The 12,977-nt window shown below is 44.0% G+C and carries 6 protein-coding genes; 4 read left to right on the top strand and 2 right to left on the bottom strand.

The genetic code is table 11. The features are described 5' to 3' along the window. Positions 1-277 precede the first annotated feature (277 nt). A complete protein-coding gene (gene pdhA / locus NLZ44_RS20670) occupies positions 278-1,309 on the top strand; it encodes a pyruvate dehydrogenase (acetyl-transferring) E1 component subunit alpha (RefSeq protein ID WP_493750999.1) in 1,032 nt (343 codons plus the stop codon). 249 nt (positions 1,310-1,558) lie between these two features. On the opposite strand, the gene NLZ44_RS20665 is transcribed toward pdhA, so the two are convergent. Continuing rightward, the gene (locus tag NLZ44_RS20665) at positions 1,559-2,770 is read right to left on the bottom strand and encodes an acetate kinase (protein ID WP_493750998.1); all 1,212 of its coding nucleotides are present in this window, start codon (positions 2,768-2,770) and stop codon (positions 1,559-1,561) included. A gap of 503 nt (positions 2,771-3,273) precedes the next feature. Here NLZ44_RS20665 and NLZ44_RS20660 point away from each other — a divergent pair. Next, entirely contained in the window at positions 3,274-5,691 is a 2,418-nt protein-coding gene (locus NLZ44_RS20660; RefSeq protein WP_493750997.1) for a phosphoketolase family protein, read from the top strand. On the opposite strand, the gene NLZ44_RS20655 is transcribed toward NLZ44_RS20660, so the two are convergent. After that, positions 5,666-5,827 (bottom strand): hypothetical protein, encoded by a 162-nt coding sequence (locus NLZ44_RS20655; protein ID WP_493750996.1) that lies wholly within the window; start codon positions 5,825-5,827, stop codon positions 5,666-5,668. The genes NLZ44_RS20660 and NLZ44_RS20655 overlap by 26 nt on opposite strands. A 23-nt stretch (positions 5,828-5,850) precedes the next feature. Between NLZ44_RS20655 and NLZ44_RS20650 the strand changes: the two genes are divergently transcribed. Together NLZ44_RS20650 and NLZ44_RS20645 are read left to right on the top strand one after the other, a co-directional pair. Further along, a complete protein-coding gene (locus NLZ44_RS20650; protein WP_493750995.1) occupies positions 5,851-6,915 on the top strand; it encodes a glucokinase in 1,065 nt (354 codons plus the stop codon). 305 nt (positions 6,916-7,220) lie between these two features. Further along, a complete protein-coding gene (locus NLZ44_RS20645; RefSeq protein ID WP_493750994.1) occupies positions 7,221-12,971 on the top strand; it encodes an alpha-2-macroglobulin family protein in 5,751 nt (1,916 codons plus the stop codon). The last annotated feature ends 6 nt before the right edge of the window (positions 12,972-12,977 follow it).

Here is a 12,977-nt window from a genome sequence, read left to right as displayed (position 1 = left end):
CCAAATATTAGGTTAATTATAGGTTAGTCCTTGCTATTTATCCCGTCCTCGATCGCCTACCCTGAAAAAACTTCGTTTTGCCCCTATTCCTATAGAATAGTCTCTAGCAGCGGCGGGTTTATGTGGCGGGGAGGCGGCGGGTCTATGTAGTTCATCTGTTACTGGGATCTACCGGGCGTGAACCCGCCCCTACAAATTACCATATACCCCGTGAACCCGCACCTACTTATAATTAATTGGCAGCACGCAGCAGTAAACAGTTTCACAAGGTAACGCAATGGTTAAGGAACGCACAGTACCTAGTTTTCAAGTCGATTCTGTAGTCATCACCCGAGAGGAAGGGTTGATGCTTTATGAGGATATGGTGCTAGGGCGCTTATTTGAGGACAAGTGCGCTGAAATGTACTACCGGGGTAAAATGTTCGGGTTTGTTCATCTTTACAATGGACAGGAAGCCGTCTCTACCGGGGTAATTCGCTCTATGCGCCGCGACCAGGATTTTGTCTGTAGTACCTATCGCGACCATGTACACGCCCTCAGTGCTGGAGTTACCGCACGAGAGGTTATGGCTGAATTGTTTGGTAAAGCCACTGGTTGCTCTAAGGGTCGTGGCGGTTCGATGCATATGTTCTCGTCTCAACATAATTTGCTCGGCGGCTTTGCTTTTGTGGCGGAAGGTATTCCTGTGGCTACGGGGGCCGCTTTTCAGAGTAAGTATCGCCGGGAAGTAATGGGAGATGAAAGTTCTGATACGGTCACGGCTTGCTTTTTTGGGGATGGAGCCTGCAACAATGGACAGTTCTATGAGTGCTTGAATATGGCAACTCTCTGGAAGTTACCTATTTTGTTTGTGGTGGAAAATAATAAGTGGGCTATTGGTATGGCTCATGAACGGGCGACTTCTGACCCGGAAATTTATAAGAAAGGCCCCGCTTTTGGAATGCCTGGTTATGAAGTTGATGGTATGGATGTTTTGGCGGTTCGAGAGGTGGCTCAAAAGGCGATCGCTAGAGCCCGTGCTGGTGAAGGTCCAACCCTGATTGAAGCGTTGACTTATCGTTTCCGAGGTCACTCTTTGGCTGACCCTGATGAATTGCGCGATCGCGATGAAAAAGAGTTTTGGTTTGCTCGTGACCCTATTAATAAGTTTTTCGCCTATTTGACTGAACATAATCTCGCTGATAGTGACGAGTTGAAGGCGATCGACAAAAAGGTTCAGGATCTCATTAATGACGCGGTTGAGTTTGCTCAGACTAGCCCTGAACCTGACCCTAGCGAGTTATATCGCTACGTTTATGCTGACGACTAAGGGATGGGTTGATACGCCACCCAATAGGGCGGGTTGATACGCCACCCAATAGGCGGGTTGATACGCCACCCAATAGGCGGGTTGATACGCCACCCAATAGGGCGGGGGCGGGGGCGGGGGCGGGTTTATGTGACTGATCTGTTACTACCATATAGCCTGGTGAACCCGCCCCTACAGAAGACCCCGGTGAACCCGCCCCTACAGAAGACCCCGGTGAAACCGCCCCTAAAAGGCGAGTCGGTTGCTAACCTAGGATTTTAGTAAATGCCAGCATTCAGTGGCGATCGCCCAATCTTCCTCAGTGTGGATCACAAATATCGGTACTTGGGAATCACTGGCGGCGATGTTACCATCTCCTTTAATGTTGCGGTTTTTATCGGGGTCTAATTTGAGTCCGATAAATTCAAAATCTTTGCAGGTTTCTTGACGCACTAAACCTGCGTGTTCTCCAATACCTGCCGTCAACACTAAACCATCTAGTCCCCCTAAACTGGCTAACATTGAACCTATCCCAGTTCGCAGGTGGTGAATAAACATCTCAAAGGCTAATTTAGCCCGTTCGTTGCCGCTACTCTGTTCCTCTTGAACATAGCGCATATCTCCAGATATTCCGGTAATTCCCTTTAACCCCGATTGTTGATTTAGCATTTGATTAAGGCGATCGCTATCCCACCCATATTCACGCATCAAAAAAATCAAAATTGCTGGGTCAATCGAACCACTCCGAGTTCCCATCATCAAACCTTCTAAGGGGGTAAATCCCATAGTAGTATTCACACTAATTCCATCCCGAATAGCCGCCAAAGAACAACCATTCCCTAAATGGCAAGTAATTAACCGCAAAGACTCCAATGGTTTCCCAATTAATTGAGCTGCTCTCTGTCCGCAATATTTATGGCTTGTACCATGAAAACCATAGCGCCTAATTCCTTTGGTAAACCATTCATAAGGAATCGGATAAACTGCCGCATATAAGGGAATTTGACTATGAAAGGCTGTATCAAATACCGCCACCTGTGGCACATTTCCTAACACCTTTTCTATGGCTGAAATTCCCTGTAAATGAGAGGGGTTATGAGCCGGAGCTAGGGGGATTAATCGGGCGATCGCATCTTTCACCTGCTCATCAATTATGGTCGCCCTAGAATAGTCAGTTCCTCCATGTACTACCCGATGACCAACTACATTAATTTCCCCCAGACTATTGAGGACTTTAGTCTCCCCTTCTATCAGGCTATTTAACATTTTGCCAATGGCTTCTGCCTTCTGTTCCGAATCAATTTTACTCTCCGATTTTACCCCATTAGCTTTCACTTTCATTTCCCCAAAAGGTGGCATTCCCCAATCAATAGCCGCCTCCCAAATCGGTTCTAGGGGAGATGCTGGTAGGCTATCTCCGCTAATATCATATAAGCAGCTTTTTTGGGAACTTGAACCAGCATTTAACACAAAAATTTTCATAGTTTAAATTTATGCTTTAATAATAGTTTATTGATGGCTTTTTGGGGTGTTTTAGTGATGACGGGCTAGTTGATTGGCCGGGAGAGGGCTGCGGGAGAGGGCGGGTTGATCTGGCTTATCTGTTACTACCATATATCCCCGTAAACCCGCAAGGAAAGGAACCCCGACCATATTGGTTTAACCGTTTGAGCAACATTTGGCTACTTCTATTAATGGAATTGGCGATAATGGAGCCACCGAACTAATTAGTTAATGGAATGATGATCAGCAGCAAAATTTACCTTAAAATAGACTAAAGACCACTTAAAGTCAAGTTAAAATCAGGTTAAATCTTGATAAACATCACCCAATTAATCATGAAAACTTGCAATTTCGGGAATCTTAGGATATTAATAGAGAAACTCCGTCCTATCGGATCATCCAGAATGTTAGCATTAGCCTAACCTACCGGGAAATATCTATCTAAAGTAGGATGTCAATAAGGTAAATCAAGGTAAATATTTATGGTGGCAGCACCCTCTCAAACGTTAGAGACAACCTATCCTCTCAGTGACGAAGAGATACGGAAAACTCATGCCTACTGGCGTGCTTGCAATTATCTTTGTGTAGGGATGATCTACCTGCGAGATAATCCGTTACTAAAAGAACCCTTAAAGCCTGAACATATCAAATATCGCCTTCTGGGTCATTGGGGGTCTAGTCCCGGTTTAAGTTTTATCTACATTCACCTAAATCGGCTAATCAAAAAATATGACCTGAATATGATCTATATTGCTGGTCCAGGACACGGCGCGCCGGGTGTTCTCGGTCCGGTATATTTAGAAGGAACTTACTCGGAGGTTTACCCGGATAAAAGTCAAGATGCTGAAGGGATGGGAAAATTTTTCAAACAGTTTTCATTCCCTGGCGGTATCGGTAGCCATTGCACCCCAGAAACCCCAGGTTCTATCCACGAAGGGGGGGAACTAGGTTATAGCCTTTCCCATGCCTATGGTACAATATTTGACCATCCAGAACTGATTACCGCGGCAGTGGTGGGAGATGGAGAAGCGGAAACGGGACCCCTAGCAACAGCTTGGCATTCCAATAAATTTATCAATCCTATCCGCGACGGTGCGGTGTTGCCGATACTACACCTAAACGGGTATAAAATTGCTAACCCCACCATTCTGTCAAGAATTCCTAATGAGGAACTCAAAAACCTATTCCGAGGCTATGGTTATACTCCCTATTTGGTGGAATGTAGCCAAGATGAGGATTATGGATCGGCTCATCAGAAAATGGCCGCGACCCTAGAACATTGTATCAACGAAATTCGCGATATTCAACAACAGGCTCGTAGCAGTGGAAAGGCTACCCGTCCCCAATGGCCGATGATTATTTTGCGATCGCCTAAAGGTTGGACAGGTCCGAAAGAAGTAGACGGTCACAAAGTTGAAGGTTTCTGGCGCGCGCACCAAGTCCCCATGTCTAATGTCATTGGGAACCCCCATCAAATGAAAATCCTAGAAGACTGGATGCGAAGTTACCAGCCAGAAGAACTCTTTGATGAAAACGGAACTCTTATTCCTGAACTCAAGGAACTAGCGCCAACGGGTGTCCGTCGCATGAGTGCTAACCCCTTTGCTAACGGTGGTATTTTGCGGCGTGACTTAAATATGCCAGACTTCCGTAAGTATGCTGTAGAGGTTCCTAAACCGGGTCAAAGTGAGGCGGAAAACACTCGACCTCTCGGCAATTTCCTCCGAGATATCATGGGTCAAAATATGACGAATTTTCGGATGTTTGGACCTGATGAAACTGCCTCTAATCGCCTTAATGCTGTCTATGAAGTCAGTAAAAAAACCTGGATGGGTGAGTTCTTAGAGGAGGACTTAGACGGTAGCGAATTAGCCACTGATGGTCGGGTTATGGAAATGTTAAGTGAGCATACCCTCCAAGGCTGGTTAGAAGGCTATTTGCTGACTGGATGTCATGGTTTCTTTCATACCTATGAGGCTTTTGCTCATGTGGTCGATTCCATGTTTAACCAACACGCTAAATGGTTGGAAGTTTGTAAAAAAGAGGTGCCTTGGCGCTCTCCGATCGCCTCTCTGAATATCCTACTCTCTTCTACGGTTTGGCGACAAGACCACAATGGTTTTAGTCACCAAGATCCCGGTTATGTGGATTTGGTTACTAATAAGAGTCCTGATGTGGTTCGGGTTTATTTTCCCCCTGATGCTAATTGTTTACTGTCCTGTGCTAATCATTGTCTCCAAAGCAAAGATTATGTCAATGTCATTGTGGCGGATAAACAAAAACATCTACAATTCCTGAATATGGATGATGCTATTAAGCATTGTACTAAAGGAATTGGGATTTGGGAATGGGCTAGTAATGATGATTGTGGTAAAGACCCCGATATTCCTGATGTGGTGATGGCTTGTTGTGGTGATGTCGCCACTAAGGAGTCTTTGGCGGCGACCGCCATTCTCCGGTCAGAATTTCCGGAGTTGAAAATTCGCTTTATTAATGTGGTCGATCTGTTTAAGTTACAACCGGATACTGAACATCCACACGGTTTGTCTGATTGGGATTTTGATAGTTTGTTCACGACCGACAAACCTATTATCTTTAATTTCCATGGCTATCCTTGGTTGATTCATAAGTTGGCTTATCGTCGCACTAATCACCCTAATTTGCACGTGCGCGGCTATAAGGAAAAGGGTAATATTAATACACCCTTGGAATTGGCGATCGAAAATCAGGTCGATCGCTTTAATTTGGTGATTGATGTCATTGACAGAGTTCCCAAATTGCGATCGGCGGCGGCTTATGTTCGCGAACGCATGAGAAATGCTATCATCGAAAATGTCGCCTATGCCTACGAACATGGTCGGGATCAGGAGGAAATTAGTAATTGGAAGTGGCCTTTTTAGCTGATACCATCTCCGGGTCAACTGCTGACCCATTAGTAGGATAACTTAACTTGATTAGGCGATTCGCTGACAGTTGGTCTAACATATACTCATGCGATCGCCTTTTTTTATCCTCAGCATAGACGGCTGATCTCATCACTATTTCAGGAGACTAAAAACATGACCATTATTCTCGCAGGAGACATAGGAGGAACCAAAACTATTTTATCCTTATTTGACGCAAATTCTCTCGATACCACCGCCGCCGTCCCCCAAGTTAAATCATTATTTGAGCAAATATATCCTAGTCAGAATTATATTGATTTAGTCCCCATAGTTAAAAAATTTTTAGAAGCAGCATCTCAGCAAGTTCCTGAATACGCAAAACCGGAAAAAGCGACTTTTGGGATTGCGGGTCCTGTGGTCAATAATAGCTGCGAACTCACTAACTTGAGTTGGTCTTTGGACAGCGATCGCCTTCAGCGAGAACTAGATATTTCCCCAATGAAACTAATTAATGATTTTGCTGCTATTGGTTATGGCGTAGTCAGTTTATCACCATCAGATTTACACATTCTCCAACCCGGAAAACCCGATGTTTCTGCGCCTAGGGCTGTTATAGGTGCGGGAACAGGTTTAGGAGAAGGTTTTGTGATTCCCCTTTCCCAAGGCGGCGGTTATCAAGTCTTTTTCAGCGAAGGCGGTCATACTGATTTCGCACCCAGATCCGAGTTGGAATTTCATCTCCTAGGCTATTTACGAGAACTCTATAATATTACCAGAGTATCCGTAGAAAGAGTAGTCTCGGGGATGGGAATTACCGCGATTTATCAATTTTTGCGCGACCATGATATTTCTCAAGAATCTCCCGAAATTTCCGGAATTTATCATACATGGAAACAGGAAATCGGACAAGAACACAAAACTGTAGACCTCGCCGCCGAAGTCTCTAAAGCCGCCTTGGCTAAAAGTGATTATCTCTCGGTTCAGACTATGAAAATTTTTGTGGAAGCCTATGGCGCAGAAGCCGGAAATCTCGCCCTCAAATTACTACCATACGGCGGGTTATATGTGGCTGGGGGAATTGCTGCTAAAATTCTCCCCTTAATACAGGAAGGAAACTTTATCAAAGCCTTGAAAGATAAGGGTCGCGTTAGTCCTTTATTAGAACAAGTACCTGTCTATATTGTTCTTAATCCTAAAGTCGGTTTAATCGGTGCCGCATTATGTGCAGCACAAATCTAAACAAAAAACTATTTCGGTTTGGGGGTTGACTTGCGGTGATGTTTATGCCATAATTATTAACATGGGAAAAGGTGGCGGAATATATAAGCTAAAATCTATGGCTGGGCTAATCGATAGTGAAGCTAATCGATAGTGAAGCTAATCGATAGTTAAACGGTCAACCCTTGAAACGATAGCCGGAGTTAAGAGATAGAAGAGAGATAATTATACTCAGATAGAAACAATTAAGAATTGTGGAAGTTTCCGGGGTTGAGCAACTATGATGTGTTATGAAGGGAATACGAAATGCGATCGCATAATCTCCTATGGTAACAATAGGCTTTTCCCGTAGAATCTGGAAGCGGTTTTTCCTAGTCTCGCTGTTTATCCTCACCATAGCCGGGTGTCGAATTTTCAGCAGTCAACCCGTTGGTGAACCGATGGTCAACATATCCCCACTACCTCTTCCCCAACTTCCCGAGTGGATAGAAGAAATTAGTCCTACAGAGGAAGCCACATCTTTAGGTCAGATTAGAATCACTTTTAGCAACCCGTTAATTCCGGTTGAACGTCTGGACTCTCCCAACCAGAGACAACAACTCAGACACTTTGACATCAACCCCAAAATACCGGGAAGATTCCGATTTCTGACACCCCGGATGGTAGGTTTTCAAGCGGAAGAAGCCATTCCCCTAGCCACCCGCTTTCAGGTGACGCTAAAAAAAGGACTCAGCGACCTCAGCGACCATCAACTAGAGTCAGACATAGCCTGGACTTTCAACACTCCAGCCATTCAACTGTCAAACCTTCCGGGGACGGAAGATAACCCTGGTTTCCCTGACCAACCGATAGGTTTAGACCCCACCCTAAAATTTACATCTAACGTAGAACTAGATCTCGCCTCAGTCAACGACCATATTAGAGTCATTTCCGACAAGACCAAAAAAGCCATTCCTCTACGGGTAACACTAGATAGACCGGAAACTGATGGGGGGGATGTGGCGCGAGAAGACAGAGATAGGCTATTTTCCCATAGCTGGGATTATAACATAAAATTTCAGCAAAAGCTAGAAAAAGCCAGCCGTTACACCCTAGAAATCACACCCGGACTGCAATCAAAAACGGGAAATCTAGCCAGCCAATTTCTAATTTCCCACCCAATTTACACCTACGAACCCCTACAGTTTCAAGGGATACAATTTTATGGACAACCTGGGGAAGGTGGAACCTATGGAAGATTTACGAATGGGAGTCCTCAACTGAAATTTAATAACGGAATTACGGCGCAATCAGCCAGAGAAAATATCACGATAAACCCGCCACCAGCAGCAGATGCGCCGCCGCTGATACAATCATACGACGGTAACGATACAATCAGCTTAAATCCCTGGTCTTTGCAACCTCAAACAAATTATGTAATTACCATTGGCGCTAACCTGGAAGATACCTTTAATCAAAGGCTAGAGGAACCCATAAACCTTAACTATAAAACCGGAAATCTTGCGGCTGACCTGTGGACTCCTTCTGGTTTAAATATTTTTCCATCTGGTAACAATTTACAAATTAAAATTTCTACTGTTAATATACCCGAATCCAGCTATCAAGCAGCTTATGCAATTATCCAGCCAGAAGATTTAGTCTATGCAGATCAAGCCTATCCGAGTCGGGAGGGTAAAAACTTACTACCCACCTCAGATAAATGGCAAACTTTTAGGATTAATGATGGTGCGACTAATCAAACTATCGAAACTTCGATTAATCTGCGAGACAGGTTACAAGGGAAAACGGGAATGTTAGCCTATGGAATTAAAGCTAAAACGACTTCCTATCAAAAACATGGTGTGAATCAATGGAATGAACCTAGCTTTTATGGGATGGTTCAGTTAACTAACTTAGGTGTGTTTTCCCAGTGGTTTCCAGAGTCGGGAATGGTGAGAGTTAATCATTTAGATGACGGTTCACCAGTAGCATCAGCATCGGTGGAAATATATCAATCTCAACTGAATGCTAGATCATTTCCTAAACCAACTGCTTGTGCTAGGGGAATTACTAATAACCAGGGATTGCTATTGTTAACGGCGGAAAACCTCCGGGGGTGTATGGGAGGTAATCGGTTTAATGAACCTCCAGAACTCTTGGTAATTGCTAAAGAAGGGGAAGACTGGGCATTCACTCGCAGCTACTCCTACAGTGGCGCTTATGGCTATGGAGTTTATGCGGGTTGGGATGAAAATCAACCGATTTCTCGCGGAACTATTTTTTCAGACCGACAACTATATCAACCGGGTGAAGCTATAGCTTTAACGGGAGTGGCTTACTATTTACAAAATGGAGAATTACAGCCAGATAAAAATACGGTGTATAATCTCACGTTAGAAACTCCGACGGGGGAAAAACGAGAATTAGGGGATTATTCAACTAATCAATTTGCTACGTTTTCGGTAGAATTTACGGTGAAGCCAGATGACCCTTTGGGGAATTATGTAATTCAGGGTAAAGGTATTAGTGGGGTAGAAATTTTTGGTAATTTTCGGGTCGCAGAATTTAACCCCCCTAACTTTAAGGTTGATTTGAGTCTTGACCGTCGATTAGCTGTGGGTCAGGATAAGGTTATGGCGACAGTTCAGGGAGATTATTTATTCGGTTCTCCGGTAGTTGGTGGTGAGGCTAAATATTATGTGACGCGGACTGCTAGTGATTTTACTCCCATAGGTTGGGAAAAATATCATTTTGGAAGACAGTGGTTTTGGCCGGAAGAAAAACCGACGATTTCTAGTGATGTCTTACAGCGATCGCAAAATTTAGACGTGGCGGGTTCGGGAAGTGAAATGATCACTGTTAGCGGTGATGTTCCCTATCCCCTCAGATATCAAGTTGATGTGGAAGTGACAGATGTTTCTAACCTGTCGGTCGCGGACTCCCAAAGTTTTACGGTCTTACCTAACCATCAATTGATTGGACTGAAAAGCAAATTTGTAGCTAATGTTAATCAGGCTTTTCCGGTGGAAGTGATTGTTACTGATGTTGAGGGTCAATCAATTAATAATGTTCCGGTGAAGCTGGAATTGCAGAAAATGAATTACAGCAGTATTACCCGGGTGGTAGAAGGGGGACAAACTAACCGAAATCAACTGGAATATCAAACAGTGGATACTGTAGATGTCAGGAGTGGTAATACGGCGAAAACTGTAGAATTAACGGCGAGGGAATCGGGTTCTTATCGCATTCAGGCGAGATTTGCTTCGGACCCATTAAATACACCGAAAGCTACTGATATTCAAATTTGGGTAACGGGTGATGGTCCGGTGAGTTGGGGAAATCGTTATGATAACCGTCTCGAAATTAAACTAGACCGCGATAATTATCAACCCGGAGATATAGCGACGGCTTTAATTCAATCACCCTATAGGGAGGGAGAGTTATTTTTCGCAGTAATTCGCGATCGCATTTTGTATCAAACCCTAATTCCGGTGAAAGGCGGCGCACCAGAAATCCGATTTCAAGTCACACCCGAAATGCTACCTAATGTGGCTGTAGAAGCGGTATTAGTCCGTCAGGGAGAATCTCTATCACAACTGGAACCGGGAAGTATAGATAATCTGGTATCTATCGGAATGACTCCGTTAAATGTCAGCAAAAATAGCAAATACTTACAAGTCAAAATTAACCCGAATCAACCGGAATTTCAACCGGGTTCCCAAGCTACGATTAACCTAGAGTTAACGAAGGATAATTATCAACCGATTAGCGGACAAATTACTTTAATGGTGGTTAATGATGCGATCTTGCAACTTAACGGCTACCGACCCCCCAACTTAGTAGATACTGTATATGCTGAACAATCAATATCGACCCGATTAACAGATAACCGTCCTGATGTGGTAGTACAATCATTAATGTCACCGTTAGCTAAAGGTTGGGGTTATGGTGGAGGATTTTCCGCCGCCACTGTTGATACATCTAAGTTGCGTCAAGACTTCCAAGCGTTAGCCTACTATAACGGTTCAATTATCACGGACAACCAGGGAAAAGCCACGGTTAATTTTACGTTACCTGATAATTTAACCACCTGGCGAGTTATGGCGATCGCTACTGACGAAAATTTAGAATTTGGGTCAGGGGAAGCGACATTTATCACCAGTAAATCCCTATTATCTAATCCGATACTACCACAATTCGCACGGGTAGGCGATCGCTTTTTGGCGGGAGTTTCCATCACCAACCGAGACCACCTGAAAGGACAATTAGACATCACCGGAGACCTGAGTGGTGGACTGTTATTTTCAGCGGGGAATAAAACCAGCCACCACCTGAAAACCCAAGCCGAAGTAGACACGCAAGCCTATCGTTTTCCGGTGTTAGTTGAACAAGTGGGAAATTCCCAGGTAAAATTCACCAGCAGACTGCAAAATCAAACTGATAGTTTTCAAGTTCCTTTGGAGGTAAAACCCCTAGAAACAACGGAACAGGTAATCGCCTCAGGGACTACCCGCGAAACTGTTACCATTCCCATTAATATTGATGAAAAGGTAGTCCCAAATGCGGGAGGTCTAACTATTTCCCTGGCTAATAGTTTAATCCCCCAATTAACCCAACCTGCGACCCAAATTTTCCAACAGCCAACTTTACCATTCTTAGAACCAATAGCCAGTCGTTTATTAATAGCAAGTAATCTCCAACTTCTGGATAAAAATCCTAATGATTTATCCGGCTTAAATTTGGAATTGCAAGCTAATGATGCTATCACCAGATTAGCAGGTTTACAAAAAGAGGATGGCGGTTTCGGCTATTTTTCCGCCGCGAATATTTCCGATCCTGTCCTATCTAGTTACGCCGCAGAAGCCTTAGCAAAAGGATCTCAGGCTGGATTTACGGTTAATAATAATATGATTAACCGCCTGAGAAATTATCTGAATCAAGTAGTTGCTAATCCTGCTGATGATGGCTTCTGTGTTGATAATATATGTAAAAGCCGCCTGCGTCTTGAAGCCTTAATCGCCTTATCCTACTTGGGAGAAACCCGCAGTGATTTCATGGCAGAAATTTACGGCAATTGGCGGGAATTTGACCCCGCTACCCAAATTAAACTAGCTGGTTATTTAGCCAACTTCCCCCAATGGGAAACGGAATTTAATACCATTTTCCAAGATATCCAAAAACACATTTATCAAACGGGACGGACAGCGACGGTTAATTTACCCCCCGGATATCAATGGTTAGCCTCTCCGACGGTTTTACAGTCTCAAGCATTACGCCTATATATAACCCAAAACCAACAGCCAGAAACTATCAGTAGATTAGTCGAAAGTCTGTTAAACTTGCGTCGTGAGGGAATTTGGCAAAATGACTATGATACCGCCGAGGCGTTAACGGCGTTAGTGGCTTATCAACAAACCCAAACCACGTCGGAAAGTTTCCGGGTTAATTTGCAAGTAGGGAACTACATATCACAGCAAATCGAGTTAGGAAATGATGGTAATTCTAGCTTTAATCTTAACCTACCTATGGCAGAATTACCCCAAGGAAATTATCAACTATCGATTCAACCTGAGAATTCGGGTAATTTGCATTATTGGATCAAATACAGTTATCGCTTAGAAGGAAAACAACCGGGTCAACTTAATGGTCTTCGGGTTATTCGGACTATTCGACCAGCTAACGAAACTCAAATTTGGCAAACCTATAGCCTCGCAGCGGAGTCTAAACCTTTAACGGTCAAACCGGGACAGGTCTTTGATATTGGCTTGGAAATTATCGCAGATCATCCCGTGGATAAAGTGGTGATTGTTGACCCCCTCCCGGCGGGTTTAGAAGCGATTGATAGGAGTTTTGATACCAGTAATCAGTCCTTACAAACTCAGGCTGATAGTTGGGAAATTGCCTATCAAACTATTTATCGCGATCGCATTATGGCTTATAGCGATCGTCTCATACCTGGTGCTTATCATGTTCATTATCTAGTACGTTCTGTCACCCCCGGCGAATTCATCTGGCCGGGTGCAGAAGCCTATCTACAATATAACCCAGAAGAGTTCGGACGAACTACCTCTGGATTGTTAGTGGTATCCGATAGATAGACTCGG

Source organism: Arthrospira sp. PCC 9901, assembly GCF_059013425.1.
Note: the sequence above shows the minus strand (reverse complement) of the source record. Positions and strands in the feature narration are given on the sequence as shown.

Coding starts and splice junctions, on each gene's coding strand:
- NLZ44_RS20665 (WP_493750998.1), bottom strand. CDS start 2,770: ATGAAAATTTTTGTGTTAAATGCTGGTTCAAGTTCCCAAAAAAGCTGC.
- NLZ44_RS20645 (WP_493750994.1), top strand. CDS start 7,221: ATGGTAACAATAGGCTTTTCCCGTAGAATCTGGAAGCGGTTTTTCCTA.
- NLZ44_RS20655 (WP_493750996.1), bottom strand. CDS start 5,827: ATGAGATCAGCCGTCTATGCTGAGGATAAAAAAAGGCGATCGCATGAG.
- NLZ44_RS20650 (WP_493750995.1), top strand. CDS start 5,851: ATGACCATTATTCTCGCAGGAGACATAGGAGGAACCAAAACTATTTTA.
- pdhA (WP_493750999.1), top strand. CDS start 278: ATGGTTAAGGAACGCACAGTACCTAGTTTTCAAGTCGATTCTGTAGTC.
- NLZ44_RS20660 (WP_493750997.1), top strand. CDS start 3,274: ATGGTGGCAGCACCCTCTCAAACGTTAGAGACAACCTATCCTCTCAGT.